At 71.0% G+C, this 21,233-nt stretch carries 19 protein-coding genes; 10 read left to right on the forward strand and 9 right to left on the reverse strand.

The features are described 5' to 3' along the window. Positions 1-169: 169 nt before the first annotated feature. Both CS062_RS22120 and CS062_RS22125 read left to right on the forward strand, forming a co-directional pair. On the forward strand, positions 170-535 hold the full coding sequence (locus CS062_RS22120) for a c-type cytochrome (protein ID WP_099863732.1): 366 nt from the start codon (positions 170-172) through the stop codon (positions 533-535). Next, on the forward strand, positions 532-3,117 hold the full coding sequence (locus tag CS062_RS22125) for a cbb3-type cytochrome c oxidase subunit I (protein ID WP_099863735.1): 2,586 nt from the start codon (positions 532-534) through the stop codon (positions 3,115-3,117). Before CS062_RS22120 ends, CS062_RS22125 begins: the two co-directional genes overlap by 4 nt. A 67-nt stretch (positions 3,118-3,184) precedes the next feature. Here the strand turns inward: CS062_RS22125 and CS062_RS22130 are convergent, their stop codons facing one another. Then, positions 3,185-4,630 carry an NAD-dependent succinate-semialdehyde dehydrogenase gene (locus CS062_RS22130; RefSeq protein ID WP_099863737.1) on the reverse strand — a complete coding sequence of 482 codons (1,446 nt, stop codon included), beginning with the start codon at positions 4,628-4,630 and terminating at the stop codon, positions 3,185-3,187. Between the two features lie 245 nt (positions 4,631-4,875). Beyond that, entirely contained in the window at positions 4,876-5,559 is a 684-nt protein-coding gene (locus CS062_RS22135; protein WP_099863738.1) for a hypothetical protein, read from the reverse strand. A gap of 139 nt (positions 5,560-5,698) precedes the next feature. Here CS062_RS22135 and CS062_RS22140 point away from each other — a divergent pair, with 139 nt between their 5' ends. Further along, positions 5,699-8,092 carry a DUF3772 domain-containing protein gene (locus CS062_RS22140; RefSeq protein ID WP_099863741.1) on the forward strand — a complete coding sequence of 798 codons (2,394 nt, stop codon included), beginning with the start codon at positions 5,699-5,701 and terminating at the stop codon, positions 8,090-8,092. A gap of 98 nt (positions 8,093-8,190) precedes the next feature. Here CS062_RS22140 and CS062_RS22145 read toward each other — a convergent pair whose 3' ends face one another. The 5 genes from CS062_RS22145 to CS062_RS26355 form a co-directional block, all read right to left on the reverse strand. Then, the gene (locus CS062_RS22145; protein WP_233218208.1) at positions 8,191-9,270 is read right to left on the reverse strand and encodes a porin; all 1,080 of its coding nucleotides are present in this window, start codon (positions 9,268-9,270) and stop codon (positions 8,191-8,193) included. Positions 9,271-9,335: 65 nt separating this feature from the next. After that, positions 9,336-10,313 (reverse strand): tripartite tricarboxylate transporter substrate binding protein, encoded by a 978-nt coding sequence (locus tag CS062_RS22150; RefSeq protein WP_438270495.1) that lies wholly within the window; start codon positions 10,311-10,313, stop codon positions 9,336-9,338. Positions 10,314-10,501: 188 nt separating this feature from the next. After that, on the reverse strand, positions 10,502-11,995 hold the full coding sequence (locus tag CS062_RS22155; RefSeq protein WP_099863745.1) for a sensor histidine kinase: 1,494 nt from the start codon (positions 11,993-11,995) through the stop codon (positions 10,502-10,504). Further along, positions 11,992-12,657, reverse strand: a complete 666-nt coding sequence (locus CS062_RS22160; protein WP_099863746.1) for a response regulator — start codon at positions 12,655-12,657, stop codon at positions 11,992-11,994. The genes CS062_RS22155 and CS062_RS22160 overlap by 4 nt, the downstream gene beginning before the upstream one ends. 92 nt (positions 12,658-12,749) lie before the next feature. After that, complete coding sequence (locus tag CS062_RS26355; RefSeq protein ID WP_158238888.1) at positions 12,750-12,893, reverse strand: hypothetical protein; 144 nt, start codon at positions 12,891-12,893, stop codon at positions 12,750-12,752. 105 nt (positions 12,894-12,998) lie between these two features. Here CS062_RS26355 and CS062_RS26360 point away from each other — a divergent pair, with 105 nt between their 5' ends. Next, entirely contained in the window at positions 12,999-13,355 is a 357-nt protein-coding gene (locus CS062_RS26360) for a hypothetical protein (protein WP_158238889.1), read from the forward strand. 158 nt (positions 13,356-13,513) lie between these two features. Here the strand turns inward: CS062_RS26360 and CS062_RS22165 are convergent, their stop codons facing one another. Next, positions 13,514-13,846, reverse strand: a complete 333-nt coding sequence (locus CS062_RS22165) for a hypothetical protein (protein WP_099863748.1) — start codon at positions 13,844-13,846, stop codon at positions 13,514-13,516. Positions 13,847-14,304: 458 nt separating this feature from the next. On the opposite strand from CS062_RS22165, the gene CS062_RS22170 reads away from it, so the two are divergent. The 3 genes from CS062_RS22170 to CS062_RS22175 all read left to right on the forward strand — a co-directional run bounded on the left by CS062_RS22170 (position 14,305) and on the right by CS062_RS22175 (position 15,871). Continuing rightward, positions 14,305-14,730, forward strand: coding sequence for an organic hydroperoxide resistance protein (locus CS062_RS22170; protein WP_099863759.1), 426 nt, complete (start codon positions 14,305-14,307; stop codon positions 14,728-14,730). A gap of 21 nt (positions 14,731-14,751) precedes the next feature. Beyond that, positions 14,752-14,880, forward strand: coding sequence for a hypothetical protein (locus CS062_RS27210; RefSeq protein WP_259373117.1), 129 nt, complete (start codon positions 14,752-14,754; stop codon positions 14,878-14,880). A gap of 106 nt (positions 14,881-14,986) precedes the next feature. Beyond that, positions 14,987-15,871 (forward strand): MBL fold metallo-hydrolase, encoded by an 885-nt coding sequence (locus tag CS062_RS22175; RefSeq protein WP_099863749.1) that lies wholly within the window; start codon positions 14,987-14,989, stop codon positions 15,869-15,871. Positions 15,872-15,898: 27 nt separating this feature from the next. Here the strand turns inward: CS062_RS22175 and CS062_RS22180 are convergent, their stop codons facing one another. Further along, positions 15,899-17,311, reverse strand: a complete 1,413-nt coding sequence (locus CS062_RS22180) for an MFS transporter (protein ID WP_158238890.1) — start codon at positions 17,309-17,311, stop codon at positions 15,899-15,901. Positions 17,312-17,456: 145 nt separating this feature from the next. On the opposite strand from CS062_RS22180, the gene CS062_RS22185 reads away from it, so the two are divergent. The 3 genes from CS062_RS22185 (at position 17,457) to tssK (ending at position 21,006) form a co-directional block, all read left to right on the forward strand. Further along, positions 17,457-19,019: a methyl-accepting chemotaxis protein gene (locus CS062_RS22185; protein WP_158238891.1), complete on the forward strand. Its 1,563-nt coding sequence runs from the start codon at positions 17,457-17,459 to the stop codon at positions 19,017-19,019. 116 nt (positions 19,020-19,135) lie between these two features. After that, positions 19,136-19,675 carry a type VI secretion system lipoprotein TssJ gene (gene tssJ / locus CS062_RS22190; RefSeq protein WP_099863753.1) on the forward strand — a complete coding sequence of 180 codons (540 nt, stop codon included), beginning with the start codon at positions 19,136-19,138 and terminating at the stop codon, positions 19,673-19,675. Further along, on the forward strand, positions 19,672-21,006 hold the full coding sequence (gene tssK / locus CS062_RS22195; RefSeq protein WP_099863755.1) for a type VI secretion system baseplate subunit TssK: 1,335 nt from the start codon (positions 19,672-19,674) through the stop codon (positions 21,004-21,006). The genes tssJ and tssK overlap by 4 nt, the downstream gene beginning before the upstream one ends. The last annotated feature ends 227 nt before the right edge of the window (positions 21,007-21,233 follow it).

Consider the following 21,233-nt stretch of genomic DNA (forward strand, 5'->3'; position numbering starts at 1 on the left):
TACTCGAGTATAGAGTCGACGTCGCACAGAAATTGTGGTGATGCCGTCAAGCCCATCAGTTGTATGAGGTCGTGCTATGCGTGTTTTGATTACTTGTAGTTGTTAATGAACGGGAGACCCACGAGATTTTGACTCGTTCCCTCCACGCCGTTCTTCCGATCTCGCGGCGCTGTGCCAGACGCCCGGCTGCGTCGCCTGCCATGCGGTGCGCAGCGCCGGTGGGCCGGAGACCGCCGCGACCGGACCGGGCGCCACCGGCGCGCCGGATCGGCCGCCGCTGGGACCGGACCTCACCCATGTGGCGAGCCGGCTGTGGCTGGGCGCGGGCGCGCTGCGCAACCGCGATCCGCTCGGCGACCCGCGCACCGCGCTGCGTCAATGGATCGCCGACGTCCAGCAGGTCAAGCCGGGCGCGCGGATGCCGAGCTACCGGCACCTGCGGCCGGACGAGGTCGATGCGCTGGTCGAGTACCTCGCCGGACCGCCGACCGCGGGCGCCGGCACCGAGCGGCCCCTGGTGGCCATCACGCCATGACGGACGCCGCCGACGCGGCTTCGCCGCCCTCGCCGCACTCGTTGCCCCCGCCGGCCTCGCGGCCCTCGTCGACCCCGCCACAGGTCGCGCGTCCCGACAACCGGCTGCCTCGTCCCGACGGCGAGCTGGCGCGCCTGCGCGCCGCCTGGTCGCCGCCGACCGGCTGGCGCGTCGTCGCCAGCGTCAACAACGTCTTCATCGGCAAGCTCTACATCGCCACCGCCTTCGTCTTCCTGCTGCTGGGCGGCGTGCTGGCGCTGCTGATGCGGGCGCAGCTGGCCGCACCGTCGCAGACGCTGATCGACGCGCCGCTGTTCCAGCAGCTGTTCACGATGCACGGCACGGTGATGATGTTCCTCTTCGCCGTGCCGATGGTGGAGGCGATCGCGGTCTTCCTGCTGCCCAACATGCTGGGCGCGCGCGACCTGCCCTTTCCGCGGCTCTCCGCCTATTCCTACTGGATGTACGCGATCGGCGGGCTGGCCTTCTACGCCACCCTGTTCTGGCAGCTCGCGCCGGACTCGGGCTGGTTCATGTATCCGCCGCTGAGCGGGGCGCGCTACTCGCCGGGCCTGAATGCGGACTTCTGGCTGCTGGGCATCGGCTTCATCGAGATCTCCGCGATCGCCGGCGCGATCGAGCTGATCACCGGCACCTTGATGACGCGGGCGCCCGGCATGAGCCTGGGCCGCATGCCGGTCTATGCCTGGGCGATGCTGGTGGTGGGCCTGATGATCGTGCTGGCCTTTCCGGCGGTCATCGCCGGCACGGCCCTGCTGGAGCTGGAGCGCGCCTTCGACTGGCCGATCTTCGACGCGACGCGGGGCGGCGATCCGCTGCTGTGGCAGCACCTGTTCTGGTTCTTCGGCCATCCGGAGGTCTACATCATCTTCCTGCCGGCGGCGGGCCTGGTGTCGACGATGGTGCCGGCGCTGGCGAGGACCTCGCTGATCGGACGGCATGCGGTCACCGCGGCGCTGATCGCCATCGGCGCGGTCAGCTTCCTGCTCTGGCTGCACCACATGTTCACCGCGGGGCTGGGCGGGCTGGGGCTGAGCCTGGTGTCGATCTTCAGCGTCGCGATCGCGATTCCCGGCGCCCTGCAGATCTTCGCGTGGATCGGGACGCTCTGGCGCGGACGGCTGATGTGGACCACGGCGACCTGGTTCCTGGTCGGCTTCCTGGTGACCTTCGTGCTGGGCGGGCTCACCGGCGTGATGCTGGCGCTGCTGCCGATCGACTGGCAGGTCCATGACACCTACTTCGTCGTCGCCCATTTCCATTACGTGTTGATCGGCGGCATGGTGCTGCCGATGTTCGCGGCGCTCTACCACTGGATGCCGCTCTGGAAGGGCCGTGCCCTGTCGGAGCGTGTCGGGCGCTGGGTCTTCGGGCTCATCTTCGGCGGCTTCCACCTGACCTTCTTCCCGATGCACCTGGCCGGGATGCTGGGCATGCCGCGCCGTGTCCACACCTATCCGGCGGGCCTGGGGCTGGAGCTGCCGAACCTGTTGTCCTCGATCGGCGCGGTCGTGATCGCGGCGGGCGTGCTGCTCTTCCTCGTCGACCTCGTCCGCAGCCAGCACGGCCCCGAACAGGCGCACAACGACCCCTGGCGCTCGTCCACGCTGGAGTGGCTGCCGAACGAGGCCTACGGAACCCGCAGCATCCCGCATGTCGAGCACCACGAGCCGCTGTGGCACCGTCCCGAACTGCATGAGGAGGTCGAGGCCGGCGCGCACTGGTTGCCCGGCACCGTCACCGGCGGCCGGGAGACCTTGATCACCAGTCCGATCCGGGCGCACCCGCTGCGGGTGATCGTGCTGGCCCGCGACAGCCTGTGGCCCTTCCTGGCCGCGATCGGCACGGCGGCCTTCTTCCTGCTGATGACCGTCAAGCAGGTGGGCGGCACCGTCGCGGGCGGGGTGCTGACCCTGGTGTCGATCTGGGCCTGGCTGTGGCAGACGGATCGCGCGCCGGCCGCCGAAGAGGCCGAGGCCGCGGATGGCGTGCTGCTGCCGCTGGGCGCGTCGGGCCGGCAGTCGCCGTCGTTCTGGGGGGTGGTGATCCTGATCGTGGTGGAGGCGACGATCTTCGCGTCGATGGCGTTCGCGCACCTGCATGTCGCGATGCGCCTGGACGTCTGCCCGCCGCCCGGGGTCGGGCTGGCCGAGGCAACTGCGCTCTGGCTGCAGACCCTCGCCTTCGCGCTCAGTTGGCTCCTGGTGGCGGCGGCTGGCCGAGGCGCCTGGCGCGCACCGGTGCCGGCCTGGCGAAGCGCGTTGCTGCTGCCTGCCTTCGCCCTGGCGGCGTGGGCCTTTCACGCGGGATTGGCGTCGGCCTGGCCGTCCGACCGACCGCCGACGCTGGACGCCTGGACCGGCACCCTGGCGGCGCTGCACGCGCTGCAGGGCGTGCAGATCGTGGTGGCGGCGCTGCTGGCGCTGTACTACGGCGTGCGCATCGCCAGCGGCCTGATCCGGCCGCGCCAGCACGCGACGCGGGAATCGGTGGTGCTGCTCTGGGGCTGGATCTGCGTGCAGGGCGCGATCACGGTGTGGTGGCCACGCCTGGTGGCCTGACGCGGAGGCACCCACGGCGCGACCGGCCCGCCGGGGACATCCGCCGGGCCGGTCTCACCAGGGACGCTCAGACGCCCAGCAAGGACACGGCCTTCGTATTGAGATATGCCTCCAGCGCCTCGGGGCCGCCTTCGGAGCCGTACCCGGAATCCTTCACCCCGCCGAACGGCATTTCCGCCGACGGCGTCGCGGGCTGGTTGACCCACAGCATGCCGACCTCGAGCCGCTGCGCCAGCAGGTGGGCGTTCTTGATGGACTTGGTGAACGCGTACCCCGCCAGACCGAACGGCAGCCGGTTCGCCTCGGCGATCGCTTCCTCGAGGGTCTCGAAGCCGCGGATCGCCGCGATCGGCCCGAACGGTTCCTCGTTGAACACGGCGGCATCGAGCGGCACGTCGGCGAGGATGGTGGGCGCGAAGAAGTTGCCCTCGTTCCCGACGCGCTCCCCGCCGGTGGCGATCTTGGCGCCGCGTTCCCGCGCCTCGGCGACGATCTTCGACATCGCGACGACGCGCCGCTCATTGGCCAGCGGGCCGAGGGTGGTGCCTTCCGCCAGGCCGTCGCCGAGCTTGAGTCCTTGCGCGTGCTTGACCATCGCCGCGGTGAATTCGTCCTTCAGGCTGTTGTGGACGAGGAAGCGGGTCGGCGAGATGCACACCTGGCCGGCGTTGCGGAACTTGGCGCCGCCGGCGGCCTTGACCGCGAGCGCCACGTCCGCGTCCTCCGCGACGATGACCGGCGCATGCCCGCCCAGCTCCATGGTGACGCGCTTCATGTGGGCGCCGGCGAGCGCGGCGAGCTGCTTGCCGACCGGCGTCGATCCGGTGAAGGTGACCTTGCGGATGACCGGGTGGGGAATGAGGTAGCTCGAGATCTCGGCCGGATCACCGAAGACGAGGCCGACGGTTCCCGGCGGCACGCCGGCGTCGACGAAGGTCTGCAGCAGCGCCGCAGGCGATGCAGGTGTTTCCTCGGGCGCCTTCACCAGGAAGGAGCAGCCGGTGGCCAGGGCCGCGCCGAGCTTGCGCACGATCTGGTTGACCGGGAAGTTCCACGGCGTGAAGGCGGCGACCGGCCCGACCGGTTCCTTCAGGACCAGCTGCTGCGCGGCCAGGTTGCGCGACGGCACGATGCGTCCGTAGACGCGGCGGCCTTCGTCGGCGAACCACTCGATGATGTCGGCGCCGGCAAGCACCTCGACCTTGGCCTCGGCGACCGGCTTGCCCTGCTCCTGGGTGAGCAGCCGGGCGATGTCGCCGGCGCGCTCGCGCAGCAGGGCGGCGGCGCGGCGCATCGTGGCGGCGCGCTCATGCGCCGAGATCTGGCGCCAGGCCTCGAAGCCCTTGCGGGCGGCTTCGAGCGCGCGGTCCAGGTCCACCTTGCCGGCATGGGCGACCTTGCCGATGACGGCGCCGGTGGCCGGGTTGCGCACGTCGAGGGTCTTGCCGCCGGCCGCATCGACCCATTCGTTGGCGATCAGCAGGCGGACATCGGGATAGGAAGGCGTCGTCATGGCGGGTCCTCGTGGCGTCGCCCACGGGGCCGAGGCGGACGCGACGGCGGCGGGCGGGGGTGAACGATGGCGGCGACTCTACCCGCTCCCGCCAGACAGACGTGCGTGGCGCGGGGAGTCCGACGCCACGCCAGCCCATTGCACGCCATGCGCACGCCATGCACACGCGATGCGCCCAGGCGTGCACCTCGCGGTGATCGCCGGCAGCGCGCCGGCCGCCGCGGCGATCGCCCAAGTCCCGGGGTTCAGTCGGGCCGCTTGAGCACCTTCACCGCCCTCGCCCGCTCCTGCAAGGCCGTCTCGATGCGCCCCATGTCCACGCGCTCGCTGAACTGCCGCTGCTGCGGCGTCAGCTCCGTCCGGCGCTTGACGACGATGGCGCGCGCCTCCGGCGAGAGCGCCGCATGGACGGCATTGCTCGCCTGCCCCCAGCAGCGCGCCTGCTCGAGCAGGCGCGGCGTGGGCAGCGTCGGTCCGACGCCCAGCAGACCGGCGGTGGAGCTGAGGATCATCTGCCCGACGGCGGTGGCGATCTGGTCGCTGCGCAGCGACTCGGCGATGCAGAAGACGATCAGCGACTGCAGCCGGAACAGTTCCTCCCCATTGGCCTGCGGCAGCCGCCGCACGGCCGCGTCCAGCCCGCTGGCCGTCGGCTGCATCTGGTCCAGCGTGCTGGCATAGCGCTCGAAGCGGCGGCCGTCGATGTCGGCCACGTAGAGATCTTTCTCCTGGAGCGTCAGCCGCACGCCCGGCGCATTGCCGGTCTTGTCGTCGCCCGGCTTGATCAGCACCTGGAACTGCCCATGGCCGGGCCGGCAGATGCGGTAGAAGCCGTTGTCGAAGCGGATCAGGTGGGTCTCCTCGGTGACGGCGTCGCGCAGTGTCGCGATTTGCCGGGCCCAGTCCGCATTGATTCGCAGCAGGTGCATGCTTGTCTCCCTTTCGAAGCAGCCCGCAGGCTAGCCGCGCCCCGGGGCGGAACCAGTGACCAAAGTCCGGTGGCGCGCGTCCGGACCGGGCAAGCCGATTGCCCTGCGGGCGGCACCTGCGCTGATGAGATGGATCGGGATGACGGTATTGACCGGATGGTGGTCGCGGCTGCTCGCGACCGGGATGGTGTGTCTGCTGGCGATGGCGTCGGCGGCCTGGGCGCAGGAGGCGCCGACCGCGCCGGTCGATCCCGACAAGGTGCTGGAGGCCGCGCGCAAGGACCTGGCGGCGCTGCTGCGGCAGCAGGACAAGGGGCTGGACGACGAGGCCGACCTGCAGGAGTTCCGCAAGCAGGCGCTGTCGGTGCAGTCGCGGGCCGAGGAGGCGTCGGCGGCGCTGGAGCCGCGACTGACCGATGCCCGGGCGCGCCTGGCACAGCTGGGCGACGCGCCGGCCGGTGCGAAGGAACCGCCCGAGCTGGCCGCCCAGCGAGCCCAGCTGGCCCGTGAGATCGCCGGCGCCGACGCGCAGGTCAAGCTGGCCAAGCTCACCGCGGTGGAGGCCGGGCAGGCGATCGCGGGTGCCGAGCAGAACCGCCGGATGCAGCTCGGGGCGCGGCTGGGCGAGCGCGTGCCCTCCCCGCTGCAGTCGGGCTTCTGGACCGGACTCGCCCGCGAGGGGCCGGGCGACCTGGCGCGGGTGCGGGCCTTCTGGCAACCGCTGGTCGCGCTGTGGAACGCGGTGCCCTCCCAGGGCTGGCTGATCCTGGCGGTCGGCGCGGCCCTGGTGCTGGTCCTCACCCATGCGCTGCTGCGCCTGATCGCCCACCTGTGCGCGACCCGCGTGCCGCCGGGCCGGCTGCGGCGCTCGCTGTATGCCGTCAGCCTGGTGACGCTGCGCACCCTGCGACCGGGCCTGATCGTGCACGGGCTGGTGCTGACGCTCGGCGCCGAAGGATCGGTGACGCCGGTGCTGGCGGGCTGGCTGGACACCCTCGAGGCCATCGTCTGGTTCGGCGGCTTCGTGGCCGGCCTGGGCGCCGCCGCGCTGATGCCGCGCAAACCGTCCTGGCGCCTGCTGCCGGCGCCGGATGCGACGGCCACTCGCCTGGCCTGGTTCCCGCACACGCTGGCCGCCACGGCGATGCTGGGCTGGTTGACGTCCCGCACCGCGGCGACGCTGGAGATCAGCCTGGCCTGGACCGGCGCCGCGCATGCGCTGGCGGCATTGAGCTTCGTCGCGGTGCTGGCGCTGGCGGTGCGGCAGTTGCCGCGGCGCGGCTCGGCCGGGGACGCCGCCGCCGCGAAGGAGGCCGAGGCCACCCCGCGGCCGGAGGCTCCGGCCATCCGCCCGCTGTGGCTGCCGGTGCTGCGCGCCGGCGTGTGGCTGCTGCTGACCGGCGCGGTGCTGGCGCTGCTGCTGGGCTTCGTCTCGCTGGCCGTGTTCGCGATGAACCAGTTCGTCTGGGCGCTCATCGTGCTGGGCGGCGCCTACCTGGCGAGCGTGCTGGTCGACGACCTGTTCATGACGCTGCTGGCGCCGCTGCCGGCGGTGCCGAAACCCGACGGCAAGCCGCCCGCGGCGCCCGACGAGACACCGGCGCCGCCGCGCACCCGCGAGCAGACCGCCCTGCTGCTCTCCGGCCTGTGCCGCATCGCGATCGCCTTCCTGGCGCTGCTGCTGCTCCTGGCGCCTTATGGCGAGGGGCCGCTCGACCTGGTGCGGCGGTCCGGCAAGGTGGCGGATGGCCTGGCGATCGGCGGCCTGACGCTGCGGCCGCTGGAACTGCTGCAGGGCCTGGCGGTGCTGGTGCTGGGCCTGGGCGCGGTGCGGCTGCTCAAGGGCTGGCTGTCGACGCGCTACATGCCGACCACCCGCATGGACGCGGGCATGCGCTCGTCCGCGACGACGCTGTTCGGCTACATGGGCACGGTCATCGCCATCGCCGCGTCGCTGACCGCGATGGAGTTCAGCCTGCAGAGCGTGGCCTGGGTGGCCAGCGCGCTGTCGGTGGGCATCGGCTTCGGCTTGCAGTCCATCGTGCAGAACTTCGTTTCCGGCCTGATCCTGCTGGCCGAGCGGCCGGTGAAGGTGGGGGACTGGGTCTCGCTCTCCGGCGTCGAGGGCGACATCCGTCGCATCAGCGTGCGTTCGACCGAGATCCAGATGGGCGACCGCTCGACGGTCATCGTCCCGAACTCGGAGTTCATCACCAAGATCGTCCGCAACGTCACCTACGGCGAGTCGCTGGGCATGGTGCAGTTCAAGCTGCCGATGCCGCTGGCCACCGACATCGACCGGGTCAAGGCGCTGGTGCTGGCCTCGTTCGCGGCGCATCCCGGGGTGCTCGCCGCGCCAGCGCCGAATGTCCAGCTCGACGGCGTGGACGGGACGAACCTGGTGCTCAATGCGTCCGGGTTCGTGAACTCGCCGCGCGCCGCCTACGGCGTCCGCAGCGACCTGCTCTTCGATGTGCTGGCACGGCTGCGCGGCGAAGGCCTGCTGCCGGGCCAGGCTCCGTCGCCCGCCTGAGGCGTGGTCGCCGGCGGGTTCCGTCGGGCCGGCCATCCCGCCTCCTCAGGGCAGCGCGGGATGGCCTCGAGCGGTCCGAGGACCGGTCATGCGACCGTTCAGAACCGGTGCTGGATGCCCAGGCCGACGCTGGACTGCGAATCGGCGAAGCCGTTGTCATCGCGGGAGACGCTGACCACGCCGCCGTCGCCGGACTTGGCGGTCGAGGCCACCGCGTACAGGCTGGTGCGCTTGGACAGTTCGTACTTGGCGCGCAGCGCGAAGAGGCGCGGGTCGTCGGTGCCGCTGGCGCCGCTGGAGATGTTCTGGAAGTAGACGGCCGGCGTCAGGCTGATCGCCGGCGTGGCCTGCCAGGTCGCGCCCAGCCAGGTCATCGTGCTCTTGGCGTTGGCGCCGCCGGCGGCCAACTCCTTCTTGTAGACGCGCTGCGCCAGGAACAGCTTGACCGGCTTCCAGTCATAGGAGACGCCCCAGTGCAGCGCCTTCTCCTTGTCGTAGCGGCCATTGGCGGCGATGGTGGCGGCGTTGCGCTGATCCAGCACCAGCGCCGCGGAGAACGGTCCGGCGGTGTACGCGCCCGCCAGCGAGAAGAAGCGCCCCGCCGAATCCGAGCCGGCCACCTCGCCCAGCGCATAGCTGGCGCCGACCTTCACCGGGCCGAAGGTCCCCTGGTACTTGATCAGGTTGGACACGCCGGTGACCATGCCGTCCTTGCGCGGCAGCGACGCGATCTGGCCGCCGGAGGTGGCCCAGGAGTAGAACGGCGCATAGCCCATCGGGTCGAACGGCAGCATGAAGTCGTAGGTCGTCGAGTACGAGCGGCCGACGATCACGCGTCCGAAGTCGCCATCCAAACCGACATTGGCCTGGCGTCCCCAGAACGACGACCCCGCCGCGCCGGTATCCATGCCGATCTCGGCTTCGAGCTGGAACACGGCCTTCAGGCCGCCGCCCAGGTCCTCGCTGCCGCGCAGGCCCCAGCGGGAGGTGTTCATGCCGCCGGAGGTGACGCCGAAGCGGTGGTCGCCGGCCGCGTTCATGTGGTCGCGGTATTCCAGCAGCACGTCGGCGATGCCGTAGACGGTGACGCTGCTCTGGGCGAAGGCGGCCGGCGCGGCGCACAGCGCCAGCAGGCCGGCGCACAGGGCGTTCAATCGAAAGGTGCGGGTCGTTTTCAAGAGGTCTCCTCGTTGTCGTTGATGGGAATCGGGAAAGGCAAAGGGTCGGCGGGCGGCTCGGCGGCTCAGCGCCGCAGGCCGAAGCGGGTCGCCAGCTCGGCGTACTGGCGGTTCTGGCGGTCGATGAAGGCGCGCAGCGCCGGGCCGGTCAGGGCCAGCGGGAACAGCCCGTGGCGTGCGCGGAGTTCATGGAAGGCCGGCGTGGCCATCAGCTGGTCGAAGGTGCTCGTCCAGGCGGCGACGGCGCTGTCCGACACCTGCGGGCCGACATAGAAGCCGCGGATCGCGGGCCAGACGATGTCCACGCCCTGCTCCCGCGCCGTCGGCACGCCGGCCAGCGGCCCGGGCAGGCGCTGCTCGGCGAGCACCGCCAGCACGCGGAAGGGGCCCCCGGGCGCGAGCTTGTCGAAGACCTCGGACACGTCGCCCATGTAGACCTGCACATGCCCGCCCTTGAGCGCGGCGCTGGCCTCGCCGCCGCCCTCGAAGGCGACGAAGCGCATCGACTTGTGGTCGACGCCGGCGGCCCCGGCGACGAGCGCGGACTTGACCCAGTCCTGGCTGCCAATGGTGCCGCCCGCGGCGAAGCTGATCCGTCCCGGGTCCGCCTTGAGCGCGGCCAGCAGCTCCGGCAGCGTCTTCCACGGGGCCTGCCGGCCGACCAGCACCACGCCGTAGTCGATGCCGACGGCGGCGATCCAGCGCACGTCGCCGATGCCGCGCTTGCCGAAGCGGCCGTTGGAGAGGTTGAGCAGCGAGCCGCTCGAGAAGGCCACCAGCGTCTGCGGCTCGGCGGGCCGCCGGGTGACGATCTGGTCGAAGGCGATCGCACCGACGCCGCCCGGCAGGTAGGTGATGCGCATCGGCGTCCTGGTCAGCCCGGCCTGCTGGAACGCGGCCTGCGCGAGCTTGCAGCTCTGGTCGAAGCCGCCGCCGGGCTTGGCCGGCGCGATGCATTCCGGCGCGGCGTCGCCGACCGGCAAGGCGGACAACGGCGGCACGGCGCGAGGCGCCTGCGCCATCGCGCCGGTCCCGGCCGCCATGCCGGCGGCCATCAGCAGCGCGGCCGCCCAACGCCGGCCCGCCTGCAACATCGGGGTCGATCGCATCTTGTCTCCTGCGGTGATCTGTGTCGCCGTCGGTCGCCGGGCTCGCGAGGTGCTCGCTGCGCCGGCAGGCCCGCGCGGTCGCCCGCCACCTGCTTGCAGCCGACTCTAGGAAAGCGGCGCTTTCAGCCGGCTTTCAGCGTGACAGGAATTTCCGACGCCGGCGGCAGCGGAAGCCGCAGGGTCACGGTGGTACCGCGCTCCAGGCCTTCCGCGTCCAGGCGGGCGGCGGTCACGTCCATGTCGCCCAGGTGACGCCGGGCGATCGCGCGCACGATCGCCAGGCCCAGGCCCGAGCCCGGCAGGTCGACATTGCTGCCGCGGAAGAATCGCTCGCCGGCCCGCGGCCGCTCGTCGGCGGGAATGCCGGGGCCGTCGTCGACGACGCGGATCACCGCCATCGCCCCCTGGACGCCGACCTCCAACGTCACCTGCCCGCCGCGCGGCGTGTAGCGCAGCGCGTTGTGCAGCAGGTTCAGCAGCGCCTCGCGCAACTGGCCCTCGTGGCCGAGCACGACGAGGTCGGCCTGGCCGCACTCGAAGCCCAGGTCGATGCCCTGCTCACGCGCCAGCGGCCAGGATTCGCGCGCGCAGCGGTCGGCCAGGCGATCCAGCGCCAGTGGCGCCATCACCACCGGCGCGGTGTCGGCCCGGGCCAGCGCCAGCATCTGGTTGGTGCGGCGCACCGTGTCGTCGATCTGGCCCTTGAGCGCTTCCAGCGCCTCGGCGATGCGCTCGGGATCGTGCTCGCGCCGCGCATAGCCGACCATGGTCGCCAGCGTGGCCAGCGGCGTGCGCAGCTGGTGCGAGGCGTCGTCGACGAAACGCCGGCGGCCGTCGATCAGCTCCCGTTGCCGGGCCAGGTGGTGGTTGATCGCGCGCACCAGCGGCGCCGCGTCGGCGGGCACCTGGGTCTCGTCGACCGGCGACAGGTCGTCGTCGGCGCGGGCCTCGACCTCGCGCCGCAGGCGGTCCAGCGGCCGCAGCGCCCAGCCGATCACCAGTGCCAGCGTGCCGGCGACGACGGACACCGTCAGCAGGTCGCGCCACATCGCCTGGATCAGCAGCGCGCGCGAGAAGGCGTTGCGCGAGTTCGTGCTCTCGGCGACCTGGATGATCATCCGGCGGCCGGGCCGCTCCGGATCCAGCTCGCGCGCCCAGGCGCCGATGCGCACCGGCTCGCCGAAGTACTCGGCATCGATGAAGCGCGGTACCCCGCTCTTGAGCGGCTGCGCCGGCAGCGGCAAACCGGCGTTCCCGACCTCGACCAGACCATCCTCGGTGCTGACGCGGAAATACACCTGGCCGCTGGCGGTCAGCTCGAAGAACTCGAGCAGGCGATAAGGCATCTCCACCGACAGGCCGCCGGTCTCGGTCGAGACATTGCTTTCGATCGCCTTGATCGCGCCGAGCAGCGAGCGGTCATAGGCCGAGTTCGCCGCCTGCAGCGCCGTGCCCCAGGTCAGCGCCAGCTCGACGCCGACGGCGGCCAGCATGACCGGCAGCACCAGCGCCAGCAGCGTGCGGCGGACGCTGAAGCGGTGCCAGCGGGCCGGCAGGGACGGCAGCAGGGGCATCAGGCGGGCAAGCCCTCGCGCGCCCGACGCTGGCGCGGTCATGGGGCTTCCAGCACGTAGCCCAGGCCGCGCAGCGTGGTGATGCGCACCTTGCCGGATTCGATCCGGCGGCGCAGCCGGTGCACGAGCACCTCGACGGCCTCGGGCCGGATGTCGTGCTCGTCGGAGAACAGGCGCTCGAGGATCTCCTGCTTGGACATCGGCTCGCCGCTGTGCTGGATCAGCGTGCGCAGCACCGCGTGCTCGCGGGGAGACAGCGACAGCGGTTCGCGGTCCAGGGTGAACAGCTTGGAGGCGGCGTCGTAAACCAGCGGGCCGCAGGCGAAGCGCGGCTGGTCGCGTCCCCGGGAACGGCGGATCAGCGCGACCAGGCGGGCCTCGAGCTCCTGGAGCTCGAAGGGCTTGGCAAGGAAGTCGTCGGCGCCCTCGTGCAGCGTGCTGACGCGCTCCATCAGCGAGTCGCGCGCGGTCAGCACCAGCACCGGCACGCGGGAATCCGCGTGGCGCAGGCGGGCGAGGACCTCATGACCGCCCAGGCCGGGCAGGCCCAGGTCGAGGATCATCGCGTCGTAGCGGGTGGCGCCGAGCTGGCCCAGCACGAGCCGGCCGTCGTCGACCCAGTCGACGACGAAATCGTTCTGCCCGAGCGCCTTCACCAGCCAGTCGGCCAGGGGCTTCTCGTCTTCGACCAGGAGGATCCGCATGGCGCGCGATGCTAGCGCGCCGACCTGCGGTGCCGGCTAGTGTCTTTCCACATGCCGATCCGGCGCACCGCGGCGCCCGGTCGCCGGGCTCGTCAGCCGCCTTCCGGGGACGACCCGTCCGGTGGGTCGGGCGCATCGAAGACGCCCTTCCTGTAGGCGATGTAGTAGACGGTCAGGAAGAAGGCGAGGAAGAACACGAAGGCCGCGGCGCAATTGAGAAGGAATTCAGTCCACATGGAAACCCCTGATCAGCAAGTAGTAGTGCCCGAAGACGTTCAACACCACGAGGGCCCAGGCGCCCGCGCCGCTCGCGATGCGCCAGAAGCTGGGCCGTCCGGCGCGTGTTGACGAGCAACGGCTCGCACCATTGGACGATCACGATCCAGATCACCAGCGACACGAAAACCAGCGATGGGGCCAATGACGGAAGGAAGGCCCTCCCCGCTTCATTCGGGATGTTGCAGAGGATCCCCGGCCAGGTGATCGCCACCGCGCCGTCGAACGCGAGCAGCAGCAATGCCCAGTCGGCACCAGAGGTCCTCAGGCAAGCCGGTCCACGAATCGCGAGATTGAGGATCCAACTGGAGCTGGGAGGCAATATGCCCGCCAGCCAGAACGCCAGCATTTCCGGAGTCATCGCCGCCGCACGTGCTGTTGAAGACGTCGATGCTAGGGCGAGGCCGAAGGGGGCGTTTTGAAGGGACCGCCCGTTTTGAGCGGTTCCAGTGATGTGAACCGCTTACGAGAGTCGGACGGAATCGAATCGAGACAGATGGAGGTCAGCCGTTGCCGGCCTGGGCGTTGCCCAGCCGGACGGCGGCTGCCTCGAGGAAAGCCGAGGACGATGAATCGGCATTCAGGCGAGATCGCCGCGCGCTGCGTCGATCGTCGCGATCGCCTCGACGGTGTCGCCGTGGCGGACGAGCCAGCTGAGCTTCTCCAGCTGGCGCAACTCGGCGGCGCTGGCGGGGTCGCGCTGGGCCATCAGTTGGCGACGGGCGTCGCGCAACAGGTGCATCGCGTTGTCCTGGTGGTCGCAGTAGAGCTCGACCTGCACGGCGCGCAGTTGCTGGTGGACCATCGCGCGGCGCTCCGATCGGCGCGCCATGTCGTCAGGATCGGTCGCGGCCTGGGCCGACGCCGCCGCGAAGGCGGCCACCATGGCGAGGATCGGGGTGGACTTGCTCATGTGCATCTCCTGCGGTCCGGCGGGCTCCGCGCCGGTGGCGTCTTCTTCAAGGCGTCGCCGTGGGCCGCGGAGCGGGTCGGGCCGATTGCGTCAAACAATGTGTTGCCCTGGGCGTAAGGTGCGCCCGCCGGGTTAGGGAATGCTTAAGAAAACCCCTCCCCAAGCAAGACGGCACAACGACTTGGCGTTGCACGCACCAGGCTTCACAGCATCCCAACGGAGCCGTCACACAGGCTCACCGACAGGCACCCGTCGTCACGGCGCAGGGCCCAGCCGCCACATGTCGCCACGCGCCGTCACGGACCGACGACATCGCCCCGCTTTGTATGCCAGTGTGTCCGCCCCCCGTCGCGACACGCGCCGCGCCAATTCGCCGCGGCGGTCACACACCGGCGATACATCGGCCCGATGCAATGCGGACCACGCAGCAGATGACGCTGCCTTCAAAGGAGTCCGACATGTCCCCCACCACCGATCACATCCAGGTCCTCTACACCGCCCACACCCGCACCACCGGCGGCCGCGACGGTCGCGGCACATCCGACGACGGCCGTCTCGATGTGCAACTCGGGGCGCCCGGGTCGTCGCGCCCCGGGACCAATCCGGAACAGCTCTTCGGTGTCGGCTGGTCCGCCTGCTTCATCGGCGCGATGCGCCTGGCCGCCCAGGCGATCGGCGTGCGCCTGCCCCCGGAGACCGATGTCGAGGCCATCGTCGACCTCAACCGCGGCGCCGACGGCTACTTCCTGAGCGGCCGGCTGCGCATCCACGTGCCCGGCCTGCCGCGCGACAAGGCCTACGAGCTGATCAAGCGCGCCCACGACACCTGCCCGTACTCCAAGATGACGCGCGGCAACATGAACGTCGGACTGGAACTGGTCTGACGGCCGAGCGGGGAGTCCACCATGAAGCGCCTGGTCCTCGCCCTGCTCTTCCTGCTCGGCGGCATGGCCCATGAGGTCCGCCATCCGTTGCAGTGCACCGCCATCACCAGCGGCGGCGGCACGCGCAAGCGCCGGACCGGCGTGCCCTGAGCCGGCCTCGCCCCTGGGCCGTCAATCCGCCGGCCCAGGGGAGGCGGCGTCAGGCCGCCGCTCGGTATAGTGCCCGGCACACCCACCAGCCGAGAGCGCCCCGGCCATGAGCCACGCCTCCTCCGGCCTGTCGATCCAGGCCTTCCACGATCCCCAGACCGGCACCGTCAGCTACCTGCTGGCCGATCCCGCGACCCGCCAGGCGGCCATCGTCGACCCGGTGCTGGACTTCGACTTCAAGTCCGGCCGCACCGCCACCACCCAGGCCGATCGCCTGCTGGCGCACATCGCCGAAGCCGGCCTCGCCGTGCAGTGGATCCTCGAGACCCATGCCCATGCCGACCACCTCTCCGCCGCGCGCCACCTGCAGGCGCGGGTCGGCGGCCGCATCGCCATCGGCGAGCACATCCGCGAGGTGCAGGCGGTCTTCCGCAAGCTCTACAACCTGGAGCGCGACTTCCTGCCCGACGGTCGCCAGTTCGATCACCTGTTCCGCGACGGCGAGACCTTCCACATCGGTGGGCTCGAGGCCGAGGCGATCAGCGTCCCGGGCCACACGCCGGCCTGCGTCGCCTATCGCATCGGGGACGCCGTCTTCGTCGGCGACACGCTGTTCATGCCGGATGTCGGCACCGCGCGCGCCGACTTCCCCGGCGGCGACGCGGCGACGCTGTACCGCTCGATCCGGCGGCTGCTCGCGCTGCCGCCGTCGACCCGGCTCTTCGTCTGCCACGACTACCCGCCCGAAGGCCGCGCGCCGGCCTGGGAGACGACAGTGGCGGAGCAGCGCCGCGCCAACCTGCATGTGCACGACGGCGTGAGCGAAGCAGAGTTCGTCGCGCTGCGCCAGGGCCGCGATGCGCGGCTCGAGGTGCCGGCGCTGATCCTGCCGTCGATCCAGGTCAACATCCGCGCCGGCCACCTGCCGCCGGCGGAGGACAACGGCGTCCGCTACCTGAAGATCCCGCTGGACACGCTCGGCCGGCAGTGAGCCGGCAATGAGGCGGCAAGCAGGCCGTCAGTGCCCGCCGGCTGGCGCGCCGTCGGCCTCGCCATCGTGACCGGCACGAATCGGGAACGGCGCCAGCCAGGCCAGCACGATCGGCGGGATCGAGAACACCAGCACCCAGCCGAAGAAGCTCGCGTAATGCTGGCCGACGCCGGCGAACAGCCAGCCGCTGACGCTGCCGGTGGCCCACTTGGTCATCGCCATCACGCCGGTGGCCATCGCGTAGTGGGTCATCTTGAAGGGCCCCGGTGCGATCTGCTGCATCATGTACAGCATGTGGCCGACGGAGCCCATGCCGAAGCCGAACTTCTCGATGGCGACGACGGCGCCGATCCACCACAGGTCGGTCGGCATCGCGTGGCTCAGGTAGTAATAGGTCAGGTGCGGCAGGTTGAGCGAGATCGCCAGCAGCAGGAAGGACCGCCGCAGCGTCATCTTCGCGGCGATGAAGCCGCCCAGGAAGGCGCCCGCGATGAAGGCCACCGTGCCCGCCGTGCCGTAGATGTGCCCCAGCGCGCCGTTGTCCAGGCCGAGGCCGCCCACGCTGCGCGGATCGAGCAGGAACAGCGGGCCGAACTTCTCGATGAAGCCTTCGCCGAAGCGGTAGAAGAAGACCACCGCCAGCATCATCCAGATCGACGGCTTCTGGAACAGCGTCGCCCAGGACTGCCGCAGCGACAGCATCGCGCTGCCCAGGTCCTGACCGTGGACCGCGGCCGGCGCCCCCGGCGGCAGCACCCGCAGGTGCCACAGTCCGAAGCCGCCCATCATGGCCGCCGCCCCCAGCATCACCGCCATCCAGCACTGCACCCAGGTCCAGTGCAGCGTCGCATGCAGCCAGCCGGTCAACGACACCAGCAACCCGGAGGCCACCACCGCGCCCAGGTTCCAGCACATGCCCTGAAGGCCGGCATAGCTGGCCTGCTCACGGGGCGGCATGGTGGTCATGAAGACGCCGTCGGCGACGATGTCCTGCGTCGCGGAGGCGAAGCCGGTGATCCAGAAGAAGGCCAGCGAGGCCCGGAAGAAGCCGTCCAGCGGCAGGCAGAACGCGACCGCGCCCAGCGACGCCATCATCAGGAACTGCATCGTGATGACCCACCAGCGCTTGGTCCGGTAAGGCTCCAGCAACGGCGACCACAGCGGCTTGAGCACCCACGGCAGGTACATCTGCGAGGTGTAGAGCGCGATGTCCTCGTTGGACACGCCCAGGTTCTTGTAGAGGATCGCCGCCACCGCGCCGACCAGCACGTTCGGCAGCCCCATCGCCAGGTAGAGCGACGGCACCCAGGTCAGCGGATGGCGCGCCGGCCGCGCCTGGGCCGCCGCACCCGGATCGTTGCCCGACAGCGGTTCCGCCACGGCCTCGGCCGGGCCGGACGGCGTGCCGCCCCCGGGGATCCGGGAAAGATCTGCGCTCATCGACTTGTCTCCTTCTTGTGGGCGCGGAGCATACGACACCATGACAACGCTGTCAGCCAGGGGAAGCGAGCATGACGGCGCGCGCGCCCAGGCATCCGGCCTGCCCCGGGGAAAAGGTCCCAAGCAACGTTTCCGGGAGCTTCCCATGGCCTTGCTTCGCAATTTCCGGATCGGCAAGCGTCTGGCGCTGGCCTTCGCGGCGGTCCTTGCCCTGCTCTGCTTCAGCGCCTGGTTCGGGATGCTGCAGATGGCCCGGATCAATGAGAACGTCCGGGACCTGAACGGCAACTGGCTGCCCAGCGTGACCCGGCTGGCCGCGATGCACGACGCGGCCAACCTCGCCCGCCGGCAGTCGCTGCGCGCGGCCCTGGTCACCGACGAGACCGCCCGCGCCGCCAGCAGCCGGGACCGCGAAGGCGCGCTGCGTGCCTTCGAGGAAGCCGCCAAGGCCTATGAGACCAGCATCACCGGCAGCGCCGAACGCGCGCTCTACCAGGAGATCCGCGCGGCCTGGACGGCCTACCTGGCCGCCGACGCCGAGCTGCTGCGGGTGGCAGGCGCCGGCGAGGCCGAGCACTCGACCGCGCGTCAACTGGCGACCGGTCGGACGACGACGCTGTTCCTGGCCGTGTCGGCGGCGATCGCCAAGGACATCGACTTCAACCGGACCGGCGGCGACCTGGCCGCCCGGGCCGCGGCCGAGTCCTACGACAACGGCCGGCTGATCACCCTGCTGGTCGTCGCCGCGGCGCTGGGCGTGGGCATCGCGCTGGCCTGGCAGGTGACGCGCTCGATCACCTCGCCGATCGCCGAGGCGGTCAAGGCGACCGAGGACGTGGCCAGCGGCGACCTGACCGTCGACATCCGCGCCGAGGGCCGCGACGAGCCCGCCGACCTGCTGCGGGCGATGGCGCGGATGGTGGGCCAACTCGGCGCCCTGGTCGGCCAGGTGCGCGACAGCAGCGAGAGCATCGCCACCGGGTCGCGCGAGATCGCCCAGGGCAACGCCGACCTGAGCACCCGCACCGAAAGCCAGGCCAGCAGCCTGCAGCAGACGGCCGCCTCGATGGAACAGCTGACCAGCTCGGTGTCCCAGAGCGCCGCTTCGGCCGGCGAGGCCAGCCGCATGGCGGCGGATGCCTCCGGCGCGGCCAGCGAAGGCGGCCAGGCCGTCGGCGAGCTGGTCCGGACGATGCAGGGCATCAGCGACGCCTCGCGGCGCATCGAGGACATCATCGGCGTCATCGATTCGATCGCCTTCCAGACCAACATCCTGGCGCTGAATGCCGCCGTGGAGGCCGCCCGGGCCGGCGAGCAGGGGCGCGGCTTCGCCGTCGTCGCCTCCGAGGTGCGCGCGCTGGCGCAGCGCTCGGCCGGCGCCGCCCGGGAGATCAAGGGCCTGATCCAGGCCAGCGTCGACCGCGTCGATACCGGCGCCCGCCAGGCGGAAGGCGCCGGCGAGGTGATGCAGCGCGTCGTCGCCCAGGTCGGCCAGGTCGACACGCTGATCCGCGAGATCTCCGCCGCGACACAGGAGCAGAACGGCGGCATCCAGCAGGTCGGCGGCGCGGTCTCCCATCTGGACCAGGTGACCCAGCAGAACGCGGCGCTGGTGGAACAGAGCGCCGCCGCCGCCGAGAGCCTGAACAGCCAGGCGCAGCAACTGGCCCGGCTGGTCAGCCAGTTCCGCCTGCGCGGGGCGGCCTGAGCCCGCCCTTTTCGGGTCACGGGTGCCCGGCACCTTCTCCTGCGGCGATTACCTAAGTCACGAGGCCGCGGCTCCCCCGCTGGCTATCCTTTCTTCCGGTCAAGAAGGACAGCCAGATGCTCACGCCTCGTTCGGGACACCACGGATACATGCGCGCCGCTCGTCGCGGCGTCACAGGAACGCTGCTGGCGCTGGGCGCGCTCGGCCTGCTGGGAGGCTGCTCGTCGATCGACAAGCTCAATCCCTTCTCCAGCTCGCCCAAGCCCACCGAGGTGCGCGGCAGCATCCAGGCGTCGGCGCAGCTCAATCCCAGCGTCAACAAGCGCCCCTCCCCGCTGCTGGTGCGCGTCTACGAGCTGAAGTCGGCCAACGCCTTCAACGCCGCCGACTTCATCAGCCTGTACCAGAAGGACCAGGCCGAACTGGGCGCCGAGATGGTCGCCCGCGAGGAAATGACCCTCCAGCCCGGTGAATCCCGGCCGATCGCCAAGAAGACGCTGTCGCCGGAGACCCGCTTCATCGCCGTCTTCGGCGCCTACCGAGATCTGGAGCACGCGCGCTGGCGCGCGGTGGTCCCGGTGATCGCCGGCAAGAAGCAGGAAGTCCTCATCCAGGCCGACGAGCTGTCGGTCAGCGCCTCGGTCAAGCAGCCGTGAGCTGGCACAGCAAGGTCATCTGGACGCAGGGCATGTTCCTGCTGCCCCACCATTTCCAGCAGGAAACCCGCTACCTCGAACATCTGGTCGACAGCCGCGCCCGCGCGCTGGCGCCGCATGGCTGGGGCTTCACCGAGCTGGTGCTGGACGAGGCGCTGCTGAGCGTCGGCCGGCTGGGCATCGCCCGGGCCAGCGGCATCCTGCCCGACGGCACGCCCTTCCAGATCCCACAGGCGGACGCCGCGATGGCGCCGCTGGAGGTGCCCGCCGACCTCAAGGGCGACATGATCGTGCTGGCCGCGCCGATCGCCCGCCCGGGCACCGACCAGGTCGCGTTCAACGGCCACGATGCCGGCGAGCTGCACCGCTACCACGTCGTCGACCAGGACCTGCGCGACCAGACCAGCGCTGGCGATGAGCCCGAACCGGTCCAGACCGGCGCGCTCACGCTGCGGCTGCTGCCGGCGCGCGAGCTCAACGACGCCTATGCCGCGCTGGGCGTGGCCCGCGTGGCCGAGCGCCGCGCCGACCAGCAGCTGGTGCTGGACCGCAGCTACATCCCGCCACAGACCCGCATCGACGCCAGCGGCCACCTGTCCGCGATGGCCTCGCTGCTGCACGGGCTGGTGCGGCAGCGCGCGCAGCTGCTGTCCTCGCGGATGGGGCAGCTGGGCAATGGCGTCTCCGAACTGGCCGACTTCCTGATGCTGCAGGCGCTGAACCGCGCCGACCCGCTGTTCCGCCAGCATGCCGAGTCGCCGCATGTCCATCCGGAACTGCTGCACCGCGACTGCCTGCAACTGGCCGGCGACCTGGCCACCTTCGTCAGCGACACGCGGCTGGCGCCCGAATACCCGCTGTACCGCCATGACGACCTGCGCGGCAGCTTCGCACCGCTGCTGGAGGACCTGCGCCGCATGCTCAGCGTGGTGCTGGAGCGCAACGCGCTGCAGATCGACCTGACCGAGCGCACCCATGGCGTGCGCACTGCCGTCGTGCCCGATGCCGACCTGCTGCGCAGCGCCAGCTTCGTCATCGCGGTCAACGCGCAGGTCTCGGCCGAGCAGCTGCGTCAGCGCTTCCCGGCGCAGTCCAAGCTGGGCCCGGTGGACCGCATCCGCGACCTGGTCAACCTGCAACTGCCGGGCATCGGCCTGCGCGCGCTGCCGGTGGCGCCGCGCCAGCTGCCGTTCCACGCGGGCTTCCATTACTTCGAGCTGGACCGCGGCGGCGAGCTCTGGAAACAGCTCGAACGCAGCGGCAGCCTGGCGCTGCACGTGGCCGGCGATTTCCCCGGACTGGAGCTTGAGCTCTGGGCCATCCGGCAATAGCCGCCCCGCGCGGCGTCATGCCGGGCCTGGTCCCCGCTCCTCAGCCCTTCCATCGACAAGACAAGCAACCTCCGGGAGCCGGCATGGACCCCTCCGCGCTCAACGATCCGTTCGCAGGCTTCGACGATCAGCGCACCTTCATCAAGCCCCGCCCCGGCGGTGCGCAGGCGCCCCGCGGCGCCGCGCCCGCGCCGGACTCGGTCCAGCCCGACGCCGCCCCGCCGGCC

The sequence above is a fragment of the Roseateles chitinivorans genome, assembly GCF_002761755.1.
Classification (GTDB): Bacteria; Pseudomonadota; Gammaproteobacteria; order Burkholderiales; family Burkholderiaceae_C; genus Roseateles; species Roseateles chitinivorans.

Coding starts and splice junctions, on each gene's coding strand:
- CS062_RS22170 (WP_099863759.1), top strand. CDS start 14,305: ATGTCCCCCACCACCGATCACATCCAGGTCCTCTACACCGCCCACACC.
- tssJ (WP_099863753.1), top strand. CDS start 19,136: ATGCTCACGCCTCGTTCGGGACACCACGGATACATGCGCGCCGCTCGT.
- CS062_RS22150 (WP_438270495.1), bottom strand. CDS start 10,313: ATGGCGGCCGGGACCGGCGCGATGGCGCAGGCGCCTCGCGCCGTGCCG.
- CS062_RS26355 (WP_158238888.1), bottom strand. CDS start 12,893: ATGTGGACTGAATTCCTTCTCAATTGCGCCGCGGCCTTCGTGTTCTTC.
- CS062_RS22125 (WP_099863735.1), top strand. CDS start 532: ATGACGGACGCCGCCGACGCGGCTTCGCCGCCCTCGCCGCACTCGTTG.
- CS062_RS22185 (WP_158238891.1), top strand. CDS start 17,457: ATGGCCTTGCTTCGCAATTTCCGGATCGGCAAGCGTCTGGCGCTGGCC.
- CS062_RS22180 (WP_158238890.1), bottom strand. CDS start 17,311: ATGAGCGCAGATCTTTCCCGGATCCCCGGGGGCGGCACGCCGTCCGGC.
- CS062_RS22175 (WP_099863749.1), top strand. CDS start 14,987: ATGAGCCACGCCTCCTCCGGCCTGTCGATCCAGGCCTTCCACGATCCC.
- CS062_RS22160 (WP_099863746.1), bottom strand. CDS start 12,657: ATGCGGATCCTCCTGGTCGAAGACGAGAAGCCCCTGGCCGACTGGCTG.
- CS062_RS22130 (WP_099863737.1), bottom strand. CDS start 4,630: ATGACGACGCCTTCCTATCCCGATGTCCGCCTGCTGATCGCCAACGAA.
- CS062_RS22135 (WP_099863738.1), bottom strand. CDS start 5,559: ATGCACCTGCTGCGAATCAATGCGGACTGGGCCCGGCAAATCGCGACA.
- CS062_RS22155 (WP_099863745.1), bottom strand. CDS start 11,995: ATGACCGCGCCAGCGTCGGGCGCGCGAGGGCTTGCCCGCCTGATGCCC.
- CS062_RS27210 (WP_259373117.1), top strand. CDS start 14,752: ATGAAGCGCCTGGTCCTCGCCCTGCTCTTCCTGCTCGGCGGCATGGCC.
- CS062_RS22140 (WP_099863741.1), top strand. CDS start 5,699: ATGACGGTATTGACCGGATGGTGGTCGCGGCTGCTCGCGACCGGGATG.
- CS062_RS22165 (WP_099863748.1), bottom strand. CDS start 13,846: ATGAGCAAGTCCACCCCGATCCTCGCCATGGTGGCCGCCTTCGCGGCG.